General features: G+C 63.5%; 20 protein-coding genes. 13 read left to right on the top strand and 7 right to left on the bottom strand.

What is annotated here, in order from left to right:
* Positions 1-10: 10 nt before the first annotated feature.
* The gene (locus QMK33_RS14810; RefSeq protein ID WP_283565381.1) at positions 11-652 is read right to left on the bottom strand and encodes a phosphatase PAP2 family protein; all 642 of its coding nucleotides are present in this window, start codon (positions 650-652) and stop codon (positions 11-13) included.
* 94 nt (positions 653-746) lie between these two features.
* Between QMK33_RS14810 and QMK33_RS14805 the strand changes: the two genes are divergently transcribed.
* On the top strand, positions 747-1,277 hold the full coding sequence (locus QMK33_RS14805) for a GNAT family N-acetyltransferase (protein ID WP_283565380.1): 531 nt from the start codon (positions 747-749) through the stop codon (positions 1,275-1,277).
* Positions 1,278-1,436: 159 nt separating this feature from the next.
* On the opposite strand, the gene QMK33_RS14800 is transcribed toward QMK33_RS14805, so the two are convergent.
* Both QMK33_RS14800 and QMK33_RS14795 read right to left on the bottom strand, forming a co-directional pair.
* A complete protein-coding gene (locus QMK33_RS14800) occupies positions 1,437-1,760 on the bottom strand; it encodes a hypothetical protein (RefSeq protein ID WP_283565379.1) in 324 nt (107 codons plus the stop codon).
* 407 nt (positions 1,761-2,167) lie between these two features.
* On the bottom strand, positions 2,168-3,892 hold the full coding sequence (locus tag QMK33_RS14795; RefSeq protein WP_283565378.1) for a ribosome biogenesis regulatory protein: 1,725 nt from the start codon (positions 3,890-3,892) through the stop codon (positions 2,168-2,170).
* Positions 3,893-4,044: 152 nt separating this feature from the next.
* Between QMK33_RS14795 and QMK33_RS14790 the strand changes: the two genes are divergently transcribed.
* The 5 genes from QMK33_RS14790 (at position 4,045) to QMK33_RS14770 (ending at position 9,505) form a co-directional block, all read left to right on the top strand.
* A complete protein-coding gene (locus QMK33_RS14790; RefSeq protein ID WP_283565377.1) occupies positions 4,045-5,490 on the top strand; it encodes an alpha-amylase family glycosyl hydrolase in 1,446 nt (481 codons plus the stop codon).
* 56 nt (positions 5,491-5,546) lie between these two features.
* Entirely contained in the window at positions 5,547-6,881 is a 1,335-nt protein-coding gene (locus QMK33_RS14785; protein WP_283565376.1) for an alpha-amylase family glycosyl hydrolase, read from the top strand.
* Positions 6,882-7,051: 170 nt separating this feature from the next.
* Complete coding sequence (locus QMK33_RS14780; RefSeq protein ID WP_283565375.1) at positions 7,052-7,381, top strand: DMT family transporter; 330 nt, start codon at positions 7,052-7,054, stop codon at positions 7,379-7,381.
* Between the two features lie 244 nt (positions 7,382-7,625).
* Positions 7,626-8,744, top strand: coding sequence for a flavin monoamine oxidase family protein (locus QMK33_RS14775; RefSeq protein ID WP_283565374.1), 1,119 nt, complete (start codon positions 7,626-7,628; stop codon positions 8,742-8,744).
* Positions 8,745-8,890: 146 nt separating this feature from the next.
* Complete coding sequence (locus QMK33_RS14770) at positions 8,891-9,505, top strand: hypothetical protein (RefSeq protein WP_283565373.1); 615 nt, start codon at positions 8,891-8,893, stop codon at positions 9,503-9,505.
* Between the two features lie 87 nt (positions 9,506-9,592).
* On the opposite strand, the gene QMK33_RS14765 is transcribed toward QMK33_RS14770, so the two are convergent.
* Positions 9,593-11,605, bottom strand: coding sequence for a M1 family metallopeptidase (locus tag QMK33_RS14765; RefSeq protein WP_283565372.1), 2,013 nt, complete (start codon positions 11,603-11,605; stop codon positions 9,593-9,595).
* Positions 11,606-11,806: 201 nt separating this feature from the next.
* Between QMK33_RS14765 and QMK33_RS14760 the strand changes: the two genes are divergently transcribed.
* The 4 genes from QMK33_RS14760 to QMK33_RS14745 all read left to right on the top strand — a co-directional run bounded on the left by QMK33_RS14760 (position 11,807) and on the right by QMK33_RS14745 (position 13,766).
* Positions 11,807-12,391: a nitroreductase family protein gene (locus tag QMK33_RS14760; RefSeq protein WP_283565371.1), complete on the top strand. Its 585-nt coding sequence runs from the start codon at positions 11,807-11,809 to the stop codon at positions 12,389-12,391.
* Between the two features lie 31 nt (positions 12,392-12,422).
* Positions 12,423-12,815 carry an SMU1112c/YaeR family gloxylase I-like metalloprotein gene (gloA2, locus tag QMK33_RS14755; protein WP_283565370.1) on the top strand — a complete coding sequence of 131 codons (393 nt, stop codon included), beginning with the start codon at positions 12,423-12,425 and terminating at the stop codon, positions 12,813-12,815.
* A gap of 3 nt (positions 12,816-12,818) precedes the next feature.
* A complete protein-coding gene (locus QMK33_RS14750) occupies positions 12,819-13,568 on the top strand; it encodes a hypothetical protein (RefSeq protein WP_283565369.1) in 750 nt (249 codons plus the stop codon).
* A 63-nt stretch (positions 13,569-13,631) separates the two neighbouring features.
* Positions 13,632-13,766, top strand: a complete 135-nt coding sequence (locus QMK33_RS14745; RefSeq protein ID WP_283565368.1) for a hypothetical protein — start codon at positions 13,632-13,634, stop codon at positions 13,764-13,766.
* 45 nt (positions 13,767-13,811) lie between these two features.
* Here QMK33_RS14745 and QMK33_RS14740 read toward each other — a convergent pair whose 3' ends face one another.
* A complete protein-coding gene (locus QMK33_RS14740) occupies positions 13,812-15,047 on the bottom strand; it encodes an MFS transporter (RefSeq protein ID WP_283565367.1) in 1,236 nt (411 codons plus the stop codon).
* A 263-nt stretch (positions 15,048-15,310) separates the two neighbouring features.
* On the opposite strand from QMK33_RS14740, the gene QMK33_RS14735 reads away from it, so the two are divergent.
* Positions 15,311-16,273 (top strand): aldo/keto reductase, encoded by a 963-nt coding sequence (locus QMK33_RS14735; RefSeq protein ID WP_283565366.1) that lies wholly within the window; start codon positions 15,311-15,313, stop codon positions 16,271-16,273.
* 255 nt (positions 16,274-16,528) lie between these two features.
* On the opposite strand, the gene QMK33_RS14730 is transcribed toward QMK33_RS14735, so the two are convergent.
* Entirely contained in the window at positions 16,529-17,521 is a 993-nt protein-coding gene (locus QMK33_RS14730; protein ID WP_283565365.1) for a transglutaminase-like domain-containing protein, read from the bottom strand.
* A gap of 231 nt (positions 17,522-17,752) precedes the next feature.
* Here QMK33_RS14730 and QMK33_RS14725 point away from each other — a divergent pair, with 231 nt between their 5' ends.
* Both QMK33_RS14725 and QMK33_RS14720 read left to right on the top strand, forming a co-directional pair.
* Positions 17,753-20,344 (top strand): BamA/TamA family outer membrane protein, encoded by a 2,592-nt coding sequence (locus tag QMK33_RS14725; protein ID WP_283565364.1) that lies wholly within the window; start codon positions 17,753-17,755, stop codon positions 20,342-20,344.
* Between the two features lie 201 nt (positions 20,345-20,545).
* A complete protein-coding gene (locus QMK33_RS14720) occupies positions 20,546-21,442 on the top strand; it encodes an NAD-dependent epimerase/dehydratase family protein (RefSeq protein ID WP_283565363.1) in 897 nt (298 codons plus the stop codon).
* Between the two features lie 121 nt (positions 21,443-21,563).
* Here the strand turns inward: QMK33_RS14720 and QMK33_RS14715 are convergent, their stop codons facing one another.
* Complete coding sequence (locus tag QMK33_RS14715) at positions 21,564-22,187, bottom strand: FMN-dependent NADH-azoreductase (protein WP_283565362.1); 624 nt, start codon at positions 22,185-22,187, stop codon at positions 21,564-21,566.
* Positions 22,188-22,346 lie beyond the last annotated feature (159 nt).

Raw genomic sequence — 22,346 nt, 5'->3', positions numbered from 1 at the left:
GAAAACTAAGCTAAGAAGCTAAGGTGTTGGCTTGGGACTGCGGCGAGGTAGAGGCTGCGGCCAGCAGCTGCACCAGCAGCACCCAGCCCACGGCGGCCCCCCAGCCAGCCAGCACATCGGAGGGGTAGTGCACGCCCAGATACAGACGCGCCCAGCCCACGGCCAGCGCGAATAGTGGGGCCAGCGCCCAGGCCCGGCGGTGGCGCGGCAGCACAAAAAACAGCGCCGCCGCCAGCGCCGCCGTGTCCATGGCGTGGCCGCTGGGGAAGCTGAACGTGTGCTCGGGCCGCAGGCTGAGCCACAGGCTGGGCCGGGGCCGGGTCGCGAAAAACTTGATGGCCTGGGTGAGCAGCATCGAGCCCCCGAGGCCGGCTACGAACAGCCGGGAATCGCGGCGGCGGCCCACCCAGCCCAGCGCGGCGGCGGTGAGCACCCCGGCCGTTATCATTGGCCCGGTATTGCCCACGATGGTAAAGAAAATGGCCAGCCCATCGAGCGCCGGGGTGGCGTGGCGGTGCAGGGCCAGCAGCAAGGGGTTGTCGAACGGTGCCCGGCCGGAGCGGGCCACCAGCGCGCCCATGGTACCAAATACGCCCCAGGCCAGCGCGGCCGGCAGCCACAAGCGGCGCACACCAAACGAAACAGCTGTCATAAGCACTAAAAGCAAGATTGCAGGCCCAAATACGGCAAAGCCGGGCGCGGGGTGCCCCGTGCCTAGCTTCGCCCTTCGTAATTCAGCCGTTCCTATGCTCCCTTTTACTACCGACCGCCTACTGCTGCGCCCCCTGCGGGCCGACGACGCGCATGGCTTATTTGAGCTGGATAGCGACTCTGCCGTGCAGCGCTATCTAGGCGGCATTGGCGGCCCGCGCCCGGCTAACCTATCTGACAGTGAGGCGACTATCATGCGAATTGAGGCACACTATGCGGCGGCCGGTGGCCTGGGGCGCTGGGCGGTGGTGCTGCGGGCCACCGGCGAGTTTATGGGCTGGGCTGGGCTGAAGCTGGTAGCCGAGACAATCAACGGCCAGCGCAATTTCTACGACATCGGCTACCGCTTTTTGCCGCGCTACTGGGGGCAGGGCTACGGCTACGAGGCCGCCCAGGCGTGGCTGACTTACGGCTTTGCCACGCTGGGCCTGCCCCGCATCTGCGCCTACGCCGACGTGGAAAATGCGGGCTCGCGCCGTATTCTGGAGAAAATTGGGCTGGTACCGGGGGCCACATTTGAGGAAAACGGCACGGCCTGCGTGTGGTACGAAGTAGCTGCGCCGTAGCTTCTTACCTTGTTTTAGGCGGTAATAAAAAAGGACTGTTTGGCTACCCAAGGGTAGCCAAACAGTCCTTTTTACTGGTCGCGGGCTTTTAGGCCCGTGGCCCTGGCTTGTCAAAGCCTGAAATAAACTACCAGCTTATTGCTGGCAACTTATTACTGACTAGCCTTTTAGCTGGCTAGCGGCCGAGCTAAGCGCCTGGCCAAGCTTCATGAGCTTGTCCTTGCTGTCGGCGGTGGCCGACGAGGCAGCTTTGGTGGTGTGCTCGCCCAGGGTTTGCAGGCTGCTGCTGATGGTGCTAGCGTCGCCGCTGCCGATGGCATCGTTCAGCTTCTTCAGCTCCGAGCTGATGCCGGCCAGCTGCTGGTTTCCCTGCAGCGTCGTAATCCAGCCCTGAATGTTGGAGCCGGCCGCGCCAGCGGCGTTAGTGAGACCGCCCTGCAAAGCCTGGAGGGTAGCGTCGAGTTGACTGGTTGCGTCTGCCATTGTGAGTAAGGAAAAAATGAGGTGAGAATGAGCCTTGATAACCCCCTACCCCAGCGCTTGTTAGCGAATAATAGTGTAAGATTTCGGCTTTATTGCTAAATCGTTTTATAATAGCCGAGCTTACTTTCGTTAAAAACTGCCCCAGCGTGTTCCCACCTGGCAGTAAGGGCCGTGTCGGCAACGCGTTAGCCATAAGACTTGTTCCCGAATAAAAAACGTCTGAAAATCTCAGTTGCTTTCGGGCGCTGGACAACCATTCTTGCCAGATTAAGCTCCTCTCCGTTGATTTTTTGAGAAGCCACTGTTTCTAGCTTCAAATACCGCCTAGAAATCCACTGATTTCTTATTGAGGAACAAGTCTATACTATACCCAGGCTTTCGGCGGGGGTACCCACGGGCCGGCGATGCTAGAGCTGCGCCAGCTCGGTGCGCAGCTGCTCCAGTGTGACGGCGTGGAAACTCAACGCGGGCTGCCCAGCCAGACTCAAGCTTACGCCGCTGGTGGCCAGGTAGGTAACTCCGTTTTCGCGGCGCAGCGCTACCACGGTGGCCGCCTGGCCAGCGGGCACCTGCTCAAAAATGGCGGCGCTGCCCTCGGTGCGCGAGCTGGCCAGAATGCTGCGCTGGCCCTTGAACACCAGCGACACCACCGTGGCCGGGTCGGGCGTGCCCACCGTGTAGAGGATGCGCGGGCCGGGCTTCAGCAGGCGGTCGCAGTTTATCCAACCCAGGCCGCCGGCCACCAGCTCGTAGTAAAGGCCCCCGTCTAGGGTAAGCGGGGTGCTGGCGCGGCCGAACTGCTTGGCAAATACCGCGCGGCGTCGTTGCGCCTCCTGGGCTATTTCTTCCCGCAGCTGCTTGTCCATGAAGTACCAGTTGAAGCCCACCAATTGCTTGCCCGAGCGGGTGTAGAGCACCGAAAACTCACCCTGCGCCTGGCTGGCGGTGCGGTGGCCGTGCGGCAGGGCACTGATAAAGCTGGCCGGCCGCTGGGTGGGCAGCTGCCGCACAAAAGCCAGCACCTTGGCCCCCAGCACCGAGTCTCCCTGCGTCAGGGTTGCCGCTTGCAGCACCCCGGCGCTGTCTACCACCACCTGCACCACCACCGCGTGCCGGATGGCCACGTGGTTGAGGCGACTCAGCTCCTTCAGCTGCTGCTGCTCGTCCTTGTCAACGGTGCGCTTGCGCCGCAGGCGCGCCTGGTCGGCCTTCGTGTTGGGCAGCGCGCGGGCGTACTCTTTGAGCAGCTGCTTGCTTTTCTCGAAGTAGGGCCACCGGGGGCTTTTGGGCGGGTGCAGCTTCACCCACTCGCCGAGGGCCGCGCGGCTGGCGAGGGGGTTGGCCGCCCCAAGCCCACGGCCGCTCGCTCGGGTGCTGGTGTCGGGCAACTGCCACTCGGGGGCGTGGCTGAAATCAATACTTTTGCCTTCGTAGAGCCGCATGCCCGGCAACTGCTGCTGGGTGGGCAGCTGCACCAGTAGCTGCATACCGGGGCGCAGGTGTACCGTCTGCCCCCCGGCCACTGCCGAGAGGTGCAGCATGCCGCCGGTTTCGAGCAAGCCGGTGGCCGTGCGCGTGCCCAAGCCCGCCAGCACAATATCAGCAATGGTATAAAACTCGCGCATCGACAGGGCTACCGGGCCGCTGCCGAGGGGCACGTCGAAGGCATTGGCTGGCACTACCAGCCGAGTACCCTGCTGGCCCAGTAGCACCGTGTCGCGCCCCGGCTGCACCTGAAACACCTCGCTTTGGGGCGCGGCCCGAACGCAAAAAGCGGACAGGTCATTATCGGGCGGCGGCCCCACTTCATCGGGGGGCAGGGGCGGGTATTGGGTGAGCCGGCTAGCCGTTTCGGCCGCACTTTCGGGCAAAGCCGCCCGCAACGCCAGGCTTTTGGCGGCCGGGGCCGGGCGCCTGACCCACTGCGCTGGGTGGGCGGCTGGGGCCGGCCGGGGCGCACGCGCGGCCCGCCAGGCGGCGGCCGGCGGCACTTCGGCAGAATGGGCCGGCGGGGCCGGCGGGGCGGTCGGCGCAGATACCTGGCTATACTGCGCCGGCTGGTCGGTGGAGCAGGCGGCCAGGCCGCCCGCCAGCAGCGCGATGCTAAAAAGGGGGTAAAAAGTAACTTTCATAGAACGGGGTAAAGCGGGAAATCAACCAATCGCTAAGCAGATGCTGGTCCGCATCAAAATGCGCACGAACACCAGCAATCAAGTACTTTATCGGCCCAATATACTGGCCTTTCGCCCTGGTCCGCTCCCTGGCACGGGCGCTAACTTGCGGCATGTTTCTTTTCTTCTGCCAATCGCCCGCGGCCCGGGTTGCGGCCCTGAGCCTGCTCGGGCTGGCCGCCTGCGCTACGCCCGACCAACCCACCCAGCCGGTTGCCATTGCGGCCGCGTGCCGCCCGCCCGCGCCGTTCACCGTGCAGCATCCGGCCTGGGCCACCAACGCCAGCCTCTACCAGGTAAACGTGCGCCAATACACGCCCGAGGGCACCTTCAAGGCATTTGAGAAGCACCTGCCGCGCCTGCAAAAAATGGGCGTGAGCGTGCTGTGGCTGATGCCGGTGCAGCCCATTGGCGTGGCTAAGCGCAAGGGCACGCTGGGCAGCCAGTACTCGGTGCGCGACTACCGCGGCGTGAACGCCGAGTTTGGCTCATTGGCTGATTTGCAGCACCTTATTAATGAGGCGCACCGGCTGGGTATGCACGTTATCCTCGACTGGGTGGCCAACCACACCAGCTGGGACAGCAACCTGAGCAAGCAGCACCCCGACTGGTTTACCAAGAATGCGCAGGGCGGTTTTCAGCCCCCCGTGGCCGATTGGCAGGATGTGATTGACCTCGACTACACCAAGCCCGGCCTGCGCCAGCACATGACCGCGAGCATGGCCTACTGGGTGCAGGAAGTGGGTTTCGACGGCTTCCGCTGCGACGTGGCGGGCCTGGTGCCCACCGATTTCTGGAACGACACGCGGGCCGCGCTGGAGAAAATCAAGCCCGTGTTTATGCTCGCCGAGTGGGACGAGCTGCACCACCCGCCCTTCCTCAAAAAGGGCGAATTCACCCCCAACACCCACCTGCTCGAAAAGGCGTTTGACGCTACCTACGCCCTCAAGCTGCACTACCTCCTTGATAGCGTGGCGCAGGGCAAGCGCCCCGTGGCGGCGCTGCCGGGCTACTTCGCCGCCGAGCGCCGGATGTATCCGGCCGGCGTGTACCTGATGAATTTTACCAGCAGCCACGACGTCAATAGCTGGGACAACCCCGAGGGCGTGCGCCTCGGGGCCAACGCCCAGGCCCTGGCTGTGCTCACGACGCTGCTCCCCGGTATCCCACTGGTTTACAGCGGCCAGGAGGCGGCTTCTACCAAAAAGCTGCGCTTCTTTGACAAGGATACCATTCAGTGGAACGGCTACCCACTGAACGCTTTTTACGCCGCCCTGCTGCACCTCAAGCAGCACAGCCCGGCCCTGCGCAACGGCGATGCCTGCGCCAAATTCAACATTCTGCCCGCACCGGCCGACTGCTTCGTGTTTGAGCGCGCCAGCGGCGACGACAAAGCCAAAACCTGGGTGGCCATCAACCTGGGCACCCGGCCCCAAACCCTGGCCCACCCCCTCGAAACCGTCACTGATGCCTTCGCCGACGTGGGCGCGCCCGTAACCGATACGCTGGTAACCGTGTCCGCCCACGGCTGGCGCGTGCTCAGCACCCAGAAGCCGTAATACCGTATTCCTAGTAGCGTGAAGCTTCCGCTTCGCGCTACATTCTACATTCCCCTATGTCTGACCAGTTTACCGTGCGCCACCCCGAGTGGGCCGCCAACGCCACTATTTACGAGGTAAATGTGCGCAACTACACGCCCGAGGGCACCTTCCGGGCGTTTGAGGCGCACCTGCCGCGCCTGGCCAAAATGGGCGTCGTCATCGTGTGGCTGATGCCCGTGCACCCCATCGGCACGGTGGGCCGCAAGGGCTCGCTAGGCTCGCCCTACGCCGTGCAGGACTACTTCGCGGTGAATGAGGAGTTTGGCACGCTCGACGACCTGCGTCACCTCGTGCAAACCGCCCACGAGCTGGGCCTCAAGGTGTTGCTCGATTGGGTGGCCAACCACACCAGCCGCGACAACGCCCTCATTACCCAGCACCCCGCCTGGTACCAGTACGATGCCCAGGGCCAGCTGGTGCCCCCCGTGGCCGACTGGACCGACGTGGTGGCCCTCGACTACACCAACCCCGAGCTGCGCGCCTACATGCTGGAAGCCCTCCGCTACTGGGTGCGCGAGGCCGACATCGACGGCTACCGCTGCGACGTGGCCGGCCTGGTGCCCACCGACTTCTGGGACGAAGCCCGGCCGGCGCTGGAGGCGATAAAGCCCGTGTTTATGCTGGCCGAATGGGATGAGCTGTACCCCTCGGGCGGCCTCACCTGGGAGGAGTTCAACGCCGACACGCACCTGCTCGAAAAGGCGTTCGACATGAGCTTTGGCCTGCGCCTGCACTACCTGCTCGACCGCATTGCCGAAGGCCAGGCCGCCCTGGCCGACATCGACACCTACCTGGCCGCCGAGCGCGCGAAGTACCCGCCCAGCGTGTACCTCATGCACTTCACCAGCAACCACGACGTGAACAGCTGGGACGGCACCGAAACGGAGCGCCTCGGCCCGCTGACCCAGCCCTTCGCCGTGCTCACGGCCCTGCTGCCGGGCATGCCCATGCTCTACAGCGGCCAGGAAGCCGGCCTCAACCGCCGCCTCGCCTTCTTCGACCGCGACCCGATTGACTGGGCCGCGCTGCCGCTGCAAGACTTCTACACCAAGCTGTTGCAGCTCAAAAAGCGCCACCCCGCGCTGCGCAACGGCGATGCGGCCAGCAACTTCCAGCGCCTCACCACGCCGGATGGCCTCTACGGTTTTGTGCGCGAGAAAAACGGCTCGGCGGTAATCGTGGTGATAAATGCCACCGCCGAGCCGCTGGAGCTGCCAGGGCAAAAAATGCTGGTATCGCCCCAAAAAGGCTTGTTCGACGTGTTCAGCGGCGAGGCCCTGACCCTGGCGCAGGCCAAGGCGCGGCAGGTGCCCGCCCACGGCTGGCGCGTGCTGCGCACCCGCGACTAAGGCGTTGGTAGCGTGGACGCTGCGAGTCTGCGCGTGAGCGTAGCGAGCATCTGGCGCTAGTGGTCGTTGGGCTGTTCCTAAGTTACTTCCTCCAAATTGCTCAAGCACCAGTTGTTCGCTCCGCTCACGCGCGGACTCGCAGCGTCCACGCTACACCCTCCTCCATCCTTATGCCTTATCTATTTCTGTTCCTGGCCATTATCAGTGAGGTAATTGGCACCACGGCGCTCACGGCCTCCAATCAATTTTCTAAGCTGATACCCAGCCTGATAACCGTGGCTGGCTATGGGCTAGCGTTCTACTTTTTCAGCTTCTCGCTCAAGGCCATTCCGGTGGGAGTGGCCTACGCCATTTGGGGCGGCGTGGGCATTGTGCTGGTCACGCTCATCGGCTTTTTCTACTTCAAGCAGCGGCTCGATTTGCCGGCGCTGGCGGGCATCGCCCTCATCGTGCTTGGCGTGCTGGTAATGCAGCTTTTCTCCAAAACCGTGACGCATTGAGTAGCTGCTTGCGGCGGGTGCTTCTTGAAAACTGATGCGCTCCTGACTTCTAACTCCTCCGGCCCGATGCGGGCCAAAACCCAGGGCTGGGCGGGTGGTTTCACTAGCCGGCGGCCGGGCTACGGCAGGCCGCTTTTTGGGAGCAGTAGCAGCCAGGCGGAATTAACCTAACGCCCCATTGCTGATAACTCCTTGTTAATCAAAACGAAAGCTGCTAGCTAAACACTAGCAGCTCACTACTTTAATGGCTGCTGACTTTCTTATTACCCCGCCGGCTACTGCGCCGGTTGTCATTGTGGGGGCGGGCCTATCGGGCCTCGTAGCAGCGCAGGCGCTGCACGCGGCGGGCCGGCCGGTGCTGGTGCTGGAGGCCCGCGACCGCGTGGGTGGCCGCACCCTGGCCGTGCCCGCCCTGCCCGGCAGCCCCGAGGCCGAGTGGCTCGACCTGGGGGCCACCTGGGGCTGGGCCCACCACCCCTACCTCACGCGCCTGCTGGCCCAGCTCAACGTGACACCTTTCACGCAGCCCAGCACCGGGGCCACCGCCTACGAAACGCCGCAGGGCGTGCACCGCCTGCCCCACCCCGCCGGCTCGGCGGGCTACCTGCGGCTGGCCGGCGGAGCCGCTACCCTGTGCCGCACGCTGGCCGCGCAACTGCCCACCGGCAGCCTGCGCCTGAACACCCAGGTAACGCATCTGCGCCAACTACCTGACTTGCAAGGCATTATCCTTACGGTGGAGCAGGCGGGCCAGGCGCACACGCTCGTGGCCCCGGCCGTGGTGCTGGCCCTACCCCCGCGCCTGGTGGCGCACCGCATCGGCTTCGAGCCGACGTTGCCCGCGCCGGTGCGGCAAGCGCAATTAGCCACCCCCACCTGGATGAGCCACGCCATGAAGAGCGTAGTGGTGTACGAAACGCCGTTTTGGCGGGCGCAGGGCTGGTCGGGCTACGCCGTGAGCCAGCTGGGGCCGCTGGGCGAAATCCACGATGCCTCGCCCGCGAGCGGCCGGCCGGGGGCGTTGTTCGGTTTTTTTGCCGCGGACCCACTGCGGGCGGCCGCGCCGGCCGCCCGCCGGGCGGCGGTGCTGGCCCAGCTGGCGCGGCTGTTTGGCCCCGCCGCCCTCACGCCCCTGGCCTACCACGAGCTGGACTGGACGCAGCAGCCCCACACCAGCGCCCCCGGCGACGAGCACCCGCCCCAGCAAGTGCCGCTGCAAGGGCCCACAGTGCTGCGCCAGTCGCTGTGGCACAATACCTTACACTGGGCCGGGGCCGAAACGTCCAGTAGCGAGTGGGGCCGGCTCGATGGGGCCATAGAGGCGGGCCAGCGGGCGGCCGGGCAGGTATTGGAGCGGCAATAGCGCGCAAAAGGTGGGCATCGCACTTATGTGTTCACTGTTGCGGGGGTGCTGGTGAAGCAGCTTTCCTCCGAAACGATAGCTTACTGGGCACAGGGTAGTATCATTGCCGTAAGTAGCCAAGCTACAATCACTTTATAGTTCTTACTATGCTGAAACGAGTATTCGAAATTACTGGCAATAAAATAGCGTCGCTACTCATTGGTGAAACGTCGCTGATGATTTCCAGCCAAGACTTTAGCTCCGCTGAGGAGTTTCAGACTGCCTGGGATAAAAAACTGTCGTTGGCTACTAAAGTAGAAGTCAAATACAGCGCTATCAAGTCAATACGAAAAGACGATGACGACGCAGATATCGTGATTAAACACAAAGCAGCGTTAGGTATTCCAACTTACTGTGAGTTTTCATTTGATGACGCAAGTGCTTACCCCGTATTCTTCTCCTTCTTACAAAAGGAGCAATATTTTACCAGGCAGGAAGTGAAATTAACGCCGTTGAAATCAATTGGTAACTACTTGATTGGCATAGTAGCAACACTTGCGTTTACCGCTTTTTGCTATTTCGAAGCCTTGAAAATTGCGAACGGTACCGTTGCGAGAACTACCAGCGGCAAACAGGAATTATTTAATAGTGCGGTAGGCGCGCTGGGCGATAAAGGAGTGCTGGCCGCTGGGGGCTTAGCTGTTTGCTATTTGCTGTATAAAGCATGGACCAGGTTTTCTAATCCACCGACGCGCCTCCTCTTTTTACCACCAACTACCTAGCAGTCGCGATTATACAACCAAAAGCCAAAAGGGCCCTTCACATTGCTATGAAGGGCCCTTTCGATGTTCACTAGAAGGCAGTTTACCCTACTCCGGCAGCTTCATGGCCCGCCAGGTGTTGTTGGAGCGGTTCACGTCGGGCAAGATGTTGGTGGGGTTCAGCACGACCGTGGTGAGCGGTGAGCTGGTGGCGGCCCGGAACGTCCAGGTGCCGCCGCGCTGCCAGATTTCGACGGGCAGGTGCACGGTAGTTTTCTGGCCGTTGCTTTCCGTGATTTCGGCGGTCACGGGCATGGCGGCCTGGCCCTTGTTTTCGATGGTGATGAGCGCGCCCTTGCTGGCGTCCTGGTTCACGTAGGCCACGCTGTTCACGGCCTGGTCGAGCAGCCAGTTCTCGAAAAACCACTGGTGCCAGAACCACGTCAGGTCTTCGCCGCCCACCTCGTTCATGGTGCGGAAGAAGTCGCGCGGGGTGGGGTGCTTAAAGGCCCAGCGCTTGATGTAGCTGCGGAAAGCGTAGTCGAAGCGCTCGGGGCCCAGAATTTCCTCGCGCAGTAAATACAGGCCGTAGCCGGCTTTAGAATACGCCGCGAAGCCCAGGTTGCGGGCCTGCGTCACGTCGGGCACGGTGTAGAGCACGTCGGCGTTGGGGTCCTGCATGGCCCGCACCACGCCGGGTGCCATGCGGCCCTCCACATCGGCCAGCGCCTTGTACTCCCCATTATTAAAGTCCTTGGTAGCCAGAATATTGATGAAGGTATTGAATCCCTCGTCCATCCACGGGTATTTGCGCTCGTTGGAGCCCACAATCATCGGAAACCAGTTGTGGCCAAACTCGTGGTCGGCCACGCCCCAGAGGCCACCTTTTTTGGCCTTGGCGCCGCAAAACACGATGCCCGGGTACTCCATGCCACCCACTACGCCGGCCACGTTGGTGGCCACCGGGTAGCTGTACTCATACCACTGCTTGGAGTTGAATTCGATGCTCTTTTTCACGTACTCGGTGCTGCGGTTCCAGGCCGTATCCTGGGCCGACTCCGTGGGATAGAGCGACATGGCCAGCGACTTGCGGCCGCTGGGCAGGTTCATCTTGGCGGCGTCCCAGACGAAGGCGGCCGAGGCGGCCCAGGCCACGTCGCGGGCCTGCTGGCACTTGAAGTGCCAGGTGAGGCGGCCGTTGCGGCCGGCCGGGCGCGAGCTGGCCTGCGTCACCTCGGCGGGCGTGCGCACGAGCACGGTTTGGTTGGAGCCGGCGGCCTGCGCCAGGCGCTTTTGCTGGCTGGCCGTGAGCACTTCGGCCCCATTCACCAGCTCGCCCGAGCCACCCACGATGAAGTTGGCAGGCACATTGATGGTGTAGTCGAAGTTGCCGTAGTCGAGGTAAAACTCGGCCGACATGTAGGGCAGCGTGTTCCAGCCCTCCACGTCGTCGTACACGGCCATGCGCGGGTACCACTGCGCCACCTCGAATATTTCGCCGTTCTGGGTTTTGAGGCGGCCCAGGCGGTCGGCCCCGTACTCGGGGATGTTGAAGGCGTAGGCAACGCTGATTTTGAGCTTGTCGCCCTTGGGCTTCATCGGCTCGGGCAGAATAATCTGCATCCGCGTATCGTACACGCGGTAAGCGGCTTTCAGCTTCTTACCGTGCAGCTCAATCGTCACGGTTTGCAGCGAGTCGCCGCCCAGGAAGCCGCGCGCCCCGTTGCCGAAGCGGCTGCCCGCCAGCGGCGTGGCCGCCGCCCCGCGCGAGTCGGCCCGAAACAGGTTTTGGTCGAGCTGCAGCCACACGAAGGGCAGCTCATCGGGGCTGTTGTTGGTGTAAGTTATGGTTACGTTGGACGTTACCCGGGCGGCCTTATCATCGAGCGAGGCGGCAATCTGGTAGTCGGCCGCGTTTTGCCAGTAGGTGGCGCCGGGCTTGCCGCCGGCCGTGCGGGTGGCCGGCCCCACCTGGTTGAGGTAGTCGGGGTTGAACAGGGCCCGGGCGTTGTAGGGCGGCAGGTTGGCCGGGGGCTGCGGGGCGTTGGGCTGGGCCTGGGCGGCGCTGGCCAGCAGCAGGCCCGCACCCGCCAGCAGCGTGGCAAGAGAGAATTTATTCATGAAAAAAGGATGGGCGTTTTCACCAAAAATAGGCAGCTATGCCAAAGGTTGGGTGAATAAATTGCGTTTTGGTGGTTGTAGCGTGGGCGCATGGCCTGTAAAACGGCGTGGCACGCCGTTTTACAGGCCCGGGCACTACTTCCGCGCCCGGGTGCTACCTCCCGCCAAAAAGGCGTGCCACGCCGCTTTACATTCCTTTCCATGCCCCTCGACCCCCAGCAATTCAACGAGCTTATTCGCACCCGCCGCAGCGTGTTTGTGCCGCAGTTTGAGCCCGGCAAAATCATCCCCGACGACATTATCTGGCAGCTGCTTGAAAACGCCAACTGGGCCCCCACCCACAAGCGCACCGAGCCCTGGCGCTTCACGGTGTTTACGGGCGCGGGCCTGCACAAGCTGGCTGATTTTCAAGCTACTCTGTATAAAGAAACCGCCGGCTTCAAGTTCAACGAAAGCAAGTACGAGAAGCTGCGTGCCCTGCCGCCGCAGTGCTCGCACATCATCGCCCTGGGCATGGCGCGCAGCCCCGGCGGCCCGCCCGAAATCGAAGAAGTGGAAGCCGTGGCCTGCGCCGTGCAAAACCTGGCGCTCTCGGCCCACGCCTACGGCCTGGGCGGCTTCTGGAGCAGCGGCGGCGTCACGTACACCGAGGCGGCCAAGGCGTTTTTTGGCCTCGGGCCGGAGGATAAGTTGCTGGGCTTCTTCAACCTGGGCTACGTGCGCACGCCGGGCTCGGCAGGCAAGCGCGGCCCCGTGCAGGCCAAAACCCGCTGGGTAGCCGAGTAACGTAGCGTAAAGCTTGCGCTACATTCGCGTCATGGCTATTTCTCTGCTGGGCGTGCACCACATCGCCATTATCTGTACCGACTACGCCGCCTCGAAGGCGTTTTATACCGAGGTGCTGGGGCTGGAAATCATTCGGGAGGTGCACCGCGCCGAGCGCGCATCCTACAAGCTCGACCTGGCCATTGGCAACCAGTACGTTATCGAGCTATTTTCCTTCCCCAGCCCGCCGCCCCGCGCCAGCCGGCCCGAGGCGGCGGGCCTGCGCCACCTGGCCTTTGCGGTGCCCGACGTGGCGGCGGCCATCCGGCACCTCGAAGCGCAGCGGGTAGCGTGCGAACCCATTCGCACTGACGAGTTTACGGGCCGGCGCTTCACCTTTTTCAGCGACCCCGACGGCCTGCCGCTGGAGCTTTACGAAGGGTAATCTATGCGCAAAGGCTCCGTTGGTTTTTTAGTACTGCTGGCCCTGGCTGGCTGCGCTGGCAGCCGGCCGGCCCCACGCCTGCTGGCGGCGGCCGGCTACTGCGACCCGCCCCTACCCTACCGCTACAACCCGGCCTACACGCCCAAGGCCGACTTTGAGGCGGCCCTCACACCGGCGCTGCTGGCGCGCTACCCGCGCCGCAACCTGCTCACGGCCAACGCGGCCGGCATTTTGCCCGCGCTGCAAACCCTGCTGGCCCTGGAGGCCCAGGCCCGCCAGCAGCCCGGCCCGGGCCCCGAGGTAGCCGTGCTGCGCCAGCGCCAACAACTACTGGCGCAGGTGGCGCTGGTGAGCACCACCGTGGCCAGCGTAGCCGCCGAGCTCGACTGCGAGGGCGAGCGCGCCGACCAGGTGGCGGGCTACCTCAAAGAGCAGGACGACCGCCGCATCCAACAGCTCAACGTACTGTCTATCAGCGTGGGGGCGGCCAGCGGCATCGGCACTACGGTTATCGGCAGTACGCCAGGCCAGTATGCCTTTGGCATCGGGGGCGGGCTGCTGGCGGCGGGGCTGGGCCTGCTCACGCTCACGGGCGGCCACACCGCCGAGTTTGACCATCCGCGCAACCTGCTGGCCGAGGTGTGGGGCGAGCAGCCGACCTCCGCCGTGTTTCCGCCCAGCGTGTGGTACTTGCTCACCGAGCCGGCCTTCAGCAACCAGGGCCAAACGGCGCTGGCCCACAACACGCGCTAGCGCTGGACGCACTACGGCCAACTCGACCAGCCCGATTCTCCCAAGGGTAAAGCGCTGGCCGGCTTGCTGTTTGGCCCCGGCGGCCGGTACTCGGCCAACCAGCTCACGGTGCGCGCCAACATGCTCAACGAGCTGCAATCGGCGGTGCGCCTGCTTAACCAGGAGCTGCAAGGCCTGCTGCTGGTGCTGACGGAGTAGGAACGCGGGTTTTAGGGAAATTGAACATGAAGACCGGGCTTACTTTTAATTCTTCATTTTTAATTCCAACCCGGAAGCCGCCGGCATCTGGCGCAAATGGCGCAGGTAGAGCAGGCCGATGAGCAAGGCCAGCACGCCCTCGGCCAGCACGGTGGCCCGCACGCCGAAGCGCCCGGCGGCCGCCCCCACCACCAGGCTGCCCAGCGGCAGCGCGGTGGTGTACACCAGCACGTAGAGGCTGATGACGCGACCGCGCATGGCCGGCAGCACCGTGGTTTGCAGCAGCGTCACGTTGAGGGTAATCTGGGCCATCATACCAAAGGCGCCCCCCACCAGGAAGGCCAGCGCCAGCCAGTACCACGGCGTGTAGGCAAACAGCAGCAGCCCCGCGCCCAGCACAAATGTGTTGACGGTCATTACCTTATGCAAATCGGCGCTCGGCGGCAGCGACGTCAGGTAGAGCGCCGCCCCCAGGCCGCCCAGCCCAATGGCGCCGTCGAGCACGCCGAAGGTGGTGGCGGTGCCCCGAAAGATATCCTTCGCATACACCGGCATGAGGGCGGTGAAGGGTAGCACCAGCAGCGCCATCAGGCCCAGCGTGCTGATAATGAAGCGGATATCGGGCGTATCGCGCACGTAGCGGAAGCCGTCGGCCAGCTCGGCCAGCAGGGCCTGGGTGCGCGGCTTGGCTACGTAGGCGGGCAGCCGCAGCGCCAGCAGCGACCCGATAACGGCCACGAAGCTAACCGCATTCAGCCCGAAGCAGGCGGCCGCCCCCAGCCGCTCGATGGCCAGGCCCGCCACGGCCGGCCCCAGCAGCTTGCTCAGGTTGAGCATGGTTGAGTTGAGGGCCACCGCGTTGGGCACGTCCTCCTTATCGTCCACCAGGTCGTAGACCAGCGACTGCCGGGCCGGCACGTCGAAGGCGTTGATGATGCCCAGCACCGCGCTCAGGGCAATGATGGCCACCACCCCATCGTGCTGCCACACCACGGCCAGCGTCAGCAGCACGGCCTGCACCATCGAGAGCACCTGCGTGGCCAGCAGCACCCGGTAGCGCGAGTAGCGGTCGGACACGACGCCCCCCAGCAGCGAAAACACGGCCGACGGGAAGAGCGTAGCAAACACGCTCACGCCCAGCATAAACTTGGACTGCGTTTGGGCATAGACCACCCAGCTCACCGCCGTTTTCTGCATCCAGGTGCCCAGCAGCGACAAAGACTGCCCGGCAAAAAACAAGCAGAAATTGCGGCTGCGAAACGCGCGAAAAGCCTCACTCATAGGGCAGTGCAAAAACGATGGCCTGGATGCGGCCGGCCAACCCGTGGCAACGCCGGGCGGGGTAGAACGACGTACCCCGTTAAGAACCATACGTTTTTGCCGCGGCCAGGCACGATAAAAGCGTCAAGTAGCTACTCGCCAGCCCGCGCACCGGCGGGCGGCCACCCGCCCCAGGAGGCAACCCAAACCGCGCCGGGGAGTTATACACTACCGCGGCCGCCGTGCGCGGCGGCCCTTTCCAACTCCTCCTTTTCCATAAGATAATGACTGCTCACCGTGAACTCGGCCACTCGGGCCTGCACATCGCCCCGCTCGTGCTGGGCGGCAACGTATTTGGCTGGACGGCCGACGAAAAGACTTCCTTTGCCGTGCTCGATGCCTTTGTGGCGGGCGGCGGCAACGCCATTGACACCGCCGACGTGTACTCGGCCTGGGTGCCCGGCCACGAAGGCGGCGGGCAGTCGGAAACCGTACTGGGCAAGTGGCTGGCCCAGCGCGGCCGCCGCGACGATGTGCTGATTTTCAGCAAAGTGGGCATGGAACTGGGCCCCGATAAAAAAGGCCTCTCGAAAGCCCGCATCAAGCAGGCTATTGAGGACTCCTTACGCCGCCTCCAAACCGACTATATTGACCTTTACCAGAGCCACCAGGACGACGAAAGCCTGCCCGTAACCGAGCCGCTCGAAGCCTACGCCGAGCTGCTGAAGGAAGGAAAAATCCGGGCCATCGGGGCCAGCAACTTCAAGCCCGCCCGCCTGCAAGCGGCCCTCGACGCGGGCGGCAAAAACGGCCTGCCGCGTTACGAAAGCCTCCAGCCCGAGTATAACCTCTACGCGCACGAAACCTTTGAGCACGACGACCTGCCCATTGTGCAGGCCAGCGGCATTGGCGTAATTCCGTATTTCGGGCTGGCCTCGGGCTTTCTCACCGGCAAGTACCGCAGCGAAGCCGACCTCAAGAAAAGCCAGCGCGGCGACGGCATTGGTAAGAAGTATCTGAACAACAAAGGCTTCCAGATTCTAAAAGCCCTCGACGCCGTGGCCGACCGCCACGGCGTGAACCAGGCGCAGGTAGCGCTGGCCTGGCTCATGCAGGCGCCCGGCATCACGGCCCCCATCGCCAGCGGCACCAGCCCCGAGCAGGTGCAGGAGCTGACCAAGGCCATGGACGTGCGGCTGAGTGCCGCCGACGTGGCCGAGCTGCAAGCGCCCACCAACGCCGCGTAACCGCGCAGCCAGCCCACTACCAAAGAGGCCGCCCCAACCAGGGCGGCCTCTTTCTATGCGTTTGAAACTTATGCAAAAGACCCTTTTTTAGCGGGCGAGCGGGTTAGAGCAGTTTCGGAGTTGGTATACAGCGGCAGAAGTAGCGCGGACTTTCAGTCCGTGAGTAAAATAGCCCGTTTACTCGCGGACTGAAAGTCCGCGCTACTATTCACCAACTCCGAAATCGCCCTAAACCCTCGCGTGGCCGGGCCGGGCCTACTTCGCGGTTACGTCCTCGAAGGTGTAGGTGCGCGCCACTTCCAGCGGCTGGCCGTCGGCCTCGGCGTAGGGATACACGAAGTAGTTGAGGGGCGGGCCGGCCTGCTTGGGCGTGAGGGTGAGGTCGCGGCCGCGGGTGAACTCGACGCGGTTTTCGTCGTGCGCGCCGAAGAAGTAGTTGCGCTTATCGGGGTTTTTGGCGGCCTCGGAGGCATCGACGGGCACCCAGCCGGTTTGCTTGGTGAAGAATTCGGCCCAGCAGTGGTAGCCCTTTATTTCGCCCTTGCCGCGCTCGGTGGGCAGCGGCAGCCCAATGCTGAAGCGCGCCGGAATGCCCAGCGCCCGGCAATAGCCAATCACAATGGCGTGAAAATCAGTGCAGTTACCACGCCGCGCATCGCAGGCGTAGTAGATATCGCCGCGGCCCCAGCCCTGGCCGGTTTTGTCGTAGGTCACGGTGCTCACCACGTGCTCGTAGATGGCACGGGCCTTTTGCAGGTCGGTTTTGGCCCCGGCCTTGTTCACCACTTCCTGGGCCTGGGCCTTTATTTTGAAATCGAGGGGCACGAGGCGGTCGGGGGCCAGCCAGCGGGCCAGGTTGGGGTCGCGGGCTTCGGTTTCGGCGGGGGCGTGGTCGTCGGTGGCGCGTAGGTTGAGGTGCTCGCGGCGCGTGATGCGGGCCGTGAGCGTGACCACCAGCGGCACCGTGGGCACGGCGGCCGGCTTGAGGTGCAGCACCTGGTTGCCGTACTGGTCAGTTTCGACGGTGTAGGGCGCGCCGGCCTCTACGTGGAGGTCGCGCACGTCCTGGCTCTTATCGGAGTGGGGCACGGGCATCCACAGCTCCACCGTTTTGGTGCCGGTGGCGGGCACGGGCACCGTGGCCCGGCACAATAATTGAAACGCGCGGCTACGCGGTGCAACCGGGGCAGTGGCCGGGGTGGCCGCCGTGAGCAGCAGCGCAATAGCGGCGAGCAGCAGGTTTTTCATAAGAAGGGCAAAAGCACTAGGAATCAACTGGCAAAGGTAAGCCGGGGAGAGAGGCCGGATTAGGCAGCAGGAGGCTTTAGCAGCCCGGCGAGCGAATGGCAGCGCTTATTTTTGCTACAGAATTCCTTCATAATGCCCTCAGACCAGCTCCCTGGCCGGCGCGGCCTACGCTATCCTCCCCCCTGTTTACTAGCCCGCTAAACTGGCTTTATGTGCCTCTTACTTGTGCTTATGTTTTTTATTACGCCTTATGCTTTTTTTTCACCGCGCGTTCTACTAGCTGCTTTACTCCTGATTGCTACCCAGGCCGTAGCCCAAACAGCGGCCTCCGCCGACAGCATTACGGTGGCCATTGAGCCCACCTACAATGAGGTATCGAAGGTGCACCGGCGCTTGTTTGGCGAGAGCTACCGGGCGCTGTGGGCGGCCCCGGTCAGGCTGCCGGTGTTTCGCCTGGCCACCGAAAAGGGCGGGCTCACCATTGTGCAGCGCGGCGGCGGCCTGCAAACCAAGTCGCTGCGTATGCAGGATGCCAGCGGCCAGCAGTGGGTGCTGCGCACCATTCAGAAGTACCCCGAGCGGGGCCTGCCGCTTGCCCTGCGGCCCACCATCGCCAAGGATATTTTGCAGGACCAGGTGTCGACCTCGCACCCCTACGCCGCGCTGGCCGTGCCGCCGCTGGCCCAGGCGCTGGGCATTCCGCACGCCAACCCCCAGGTGGTGTACGTGCCCGACGACCCCGCGCTGGGCGAGTACCGCCAGGACTTTGCCAACCAGGTGTTTCTGTTTGAGGAGCGCGAGCCGCTGGACGCCGACAAAACCGACAACACGGAGAAGGCCCAGAACCGGCTCCAGAAGGACAACGACAACCGCGTGAACCAGGCAACCGTGCTGCGCGCCCGCCTGCTCGACATGCTGCTCGGCGACTACGACCGCCACGAGGACCAGTGGCGCTGGGAGCGTACCAAGGGCCCCAAGGGCAGCCTGTATGAGCCCGTGCCGCGCGACCGCGACCACGTGTTTTACAAGCCGTCGGGCCTTTTTCCGTGGGTTTTGTCGCGCCACTTGCTCATGGCCAACGTGCAGGGCTACGGCCCCCGCATCCGGTCCATCAACCGCTGGAACACCAAGGCGCGGTACTTTGACCGCTACTTCCTCAACGAGCTGAGCGAGGCCGACTGGCGCACCCAGATTGCCTACGTGCAGCAGCACCTGCCCGACAGCCTCCTGGCCCGCGCGCTGGCCCGCATGCCGCGCAACATCTACCAGCTTAGCGGCCCCGAGCTGGCCCACAACCTGCGCGCCCGCCGCGATTGCCTGGGCCCGCAGGCCCTGAAATACTACCGCTTTCTGGCCAAAACGGTGGACATCCCGGCCTCCGATAAGCGCGAGGATGTGGCCGTGGTGCACCAGCCCGGGGGGCGCATCGAGGTCACCATCAGCAAGCGCAAAAAGGATGGCAGCGCGGGCGACGTGCGCTACCAGCGCACCTTCGACCCGGCCGACACCGACGAGCTGCGCCTCTACGGGCTGGGTGGGGCCGATAGCTTTACGGTAGCGGGTGCGGCGCGTTCGGCCATTCGGGTGCGCCTGATTGGGGGCGATGGCAACGATACCTTCACCGTAGCCCCCGAGGTGGCGCCGCGCCGCAAGCTCACGGTGTATGACCGCTCGGATGAGCCCAACCAGCTGCCCGCCGCCCGCCAGGCGCGCCTGCGCACCTCCCGCGATACCACCGTTAACCAGCTCAACAAAACCAGCTTCCGCTACAGCTACCTGCAACCGCTGCTGCTGGCCGGCTACAGCCGCGACTATGGCTTTCAGCTCATTGGCAATTTCATCTATGTCAAGCAGGGCTTCCGCAAAGAGCCCTACGCCGCCCGCCAGAGCCTACTGGTGAACTATGGCTTTGGCAACAACTCGCTGCTGCTCAACTACACCGGCGACTTTAAGCGCGCCTTGGCGGGCAATGATTTACTGGTCAATGTATTATCGAAAGGCCCTAACTATAACAACAACTTCTTCGGGGTGGGCAACCAAACCGAGTTTGCCAACTCCGGCGCCCGGCGCATTCGCTACTACCGGGGCGTGTACAACCTGCTGAGCGCCGACGTGCGCCTGGCCCACACCTACCAGCAGTGGCGGGTGAGCGCCGGCGGGGTGGCCCAGTACTACACCGCCTCCGACGAGAAAAACGAGCAGCGCTACCTGGGCCTCTACGCCCAGCAGCACCCCGCGGAGGCCGTATTCAGCCGCCAGGCCTACGCCGGCCTGGTGGCCAGCGCCACCCTCGACACCCGCGACAAGGAGCTGGTATCGCACCGCGGCGTGTACTGGGCCACCACCGTCACCGGCCTCCACCGCCTCGATGCCGACCGCCACACCTTCGGGCAGGCCCTCACCGAATTTACCTTCTACGCCAACCCTCTGCGCGACTCCAGCCTCGTGCTTGCCAACCGCACCGGCGGCGGCACCACGCTGGGCGATGCCACCTACTTTCAGCAGCTCAAGCTGGGCGGGGCCCAAAACCTGCGCGGCTACTACCGCTGGCGCTTCACGGGTAAAAGCATGGCCTTCAACAACTTAGAGCTGCGTCTGAAGCTGCTCGACTTTACGTCCTACCTGCTGCCGGGCACGCTGGGCGTGGTGGCTTTTCACGACATTGGCCGGGTGTGGTCGCCCGAGGAGCAGTCGCAGAAGTGGCACAACGGCTACGGCGGCGGCCTCTACTTTTTGCCCGCCCAGCTGCTGCTGGTGCAGGCCGTGGTGGGCTTTTCGGAGGAAGGCGCGTACCCCTACATCTCGGCCGGTTTCCGGTTTTAGCGGGCGGCTGGGCGGCCAGGTTAGGCGCGGGGTGCGGCCGGCTTTCCTATCAACCTCAACCATTGGCTAATTTATTGACTTACTAGTAGTTAGTTATAGAAACAGTTTCGGCAGCAGCTCCCGTTCTGCCGTACTGAAAGCACGGGGCGCAGCCGGCGGGCCAGGTGGCCCGGGCCGCCCCGTATTCGTAACTGCTCCTTTATGTCAACTTCCCCCTCTGCTGCCAAGCGCGTGCTCGTAACCGGCGGCACCGGCAAGCTGGGCCAGGCCTGCGTGGCCGACCTGCAAGCCCACGGCTACGACGTGTTCGTGGTCGATATCGTGGCCCCCGAAAAAGGCATTCCGCACATCATCGCCGACTTGTCCGACTTTGGCCAGACGCTGGATGCGCTCTCCTCCAAGGGCATTGAGATTCATGCGGGCGTAGGCCCGCAGGCCTTCGATGCCATTGTGCACCTGGCGGCCTTCCCCACCCCGCGCCAGTACCCCGATGCCCATTTGTTTCAAAACAACCTCATGGGCACCTACAACATCTTCGAGGCCGCCCGCCGGCTGGGCATTCACAACGTTGTCTGGGCCAGCAGCGAAACCACGCTGGGCGAGCCCTTTGAGAACGACGCGCCCTACGCGCCCGTGGACGAAGACTACCCGCTGCGCGCCAAAAGCGCCTACGCCCTGGCCAAGGTGCTGATGGAGGACATGGCCCGCCAGTTCTGCTACCAAACCCCGGCCCTCAAGCTCGTGGGCCTGCGCTTCTCGAACGTGATGCAACCCGCCGACTACGCCAAATTCCCGGCCTACAACGACGACCCCGAGGAGCGCAAGTGGAATATGTGGGCCTACATCGACGCCCGCGACGGCGCGCAGGCCATCCGCAAGGCCATCGAGTGGGAGGCCACTGGCATGCACCCCTTCATCATCGCCAACGCCGACACCGTGATGACGACTTCCTCTACTGAGCTGATGGCCAAGACGTTCCCCAGCGTACCGGTGAAAAAAGAGTTGGGCGAGCACGAAACCCTGCTCTCCATCGAAAAGGCGCGTCGCGTGCTGGGCTACGAGCCCGAGTTCAGCTGGCGCGAGGCAAAGTCGCTGTAAGCCGGCCGCGCAGCCGCCAAAAAGCCTTCCGCCCAAAGGGGCTGCTACCAGTTGGTAGCAGCCCTTTTGGGCGGAAGGCTTTTATAAGTATAACTAGCTAACTATAAAATAATTATAACAACTATGCGGCAATGGTCACACTGTCGAGGCCTTTCTGCACGGCATTGTCCTGCACGCCGGGGATGGCCAGGCCTTCGGCCCGCACCACGGTCACGTCGGTCATGCCCAGGAAGCCCAGTACGGCTTTCAGGTAAGGGGCTACGAAGTCGTAGCCGGCCGACGGGCCTTCGGAGTAAATGCCGCCGCTGGCCATAGCCACGTACACTTTTTTGCCGGCAACGAGGCCCTCGGGACCGTTGGCGGTGTACTGGAACGTAATGCCGGCGCGGGCAATGTGGTCAATCCAGGCCTTCAGCGTCGAGGGAATGCCGAAGTTGTAGAGCGGCGCGCCAATCACGATAACGTCGGCATCCATAATCTCCCGGATGGCGTCGTCCGAGTGCTTGGCGGCGGCGTGCTGCTCGGGTGTGCGGGCTTCGGCCGGCGTGAAGAGGGCATTCAGCTTGGCCTCCTCCAGGTGGGGGAAGGGGTTGGTAGCCAGGTCACGCACCACTACGCTGCTGCCGGGGTGGGCCGCTTGCAGCTTGTCGATGATGCCGTCGGCGAGCTTAATGCTGGCCGAAGCCTCCTTGCGGGGGCTCGAAATGATGTTGAGAATGTTCATCGTAAAAATGGGGGTGGCCACGGGGCCGGTGAAATGCAGGTAGTGTTGGAGGGGCTCAGCTACTTACTAGCTGGCGCGCTACAAATGTACATACATTTCATGTACCCACATTGTTTAATTTATTGAAAGTCGTATTTTTACTGTAGTATCAGTGGCGGGACGTATCCGCACCCGTTAACT

The organism is Hymenobacter sp. H14-R3 (assembly GCF_030063445.1).
In the GTDB taxonomy this organism is placed as follows: Bacteria; Bacteroidota; Bacteroidia; order Cytophagales; family Hymenobacteraceae; genus Hymenobacter.
Note: the sequence above shows the minus strand (reverse complement) of the source record. Positions and strands in the feature narration are given on the sequence as shown.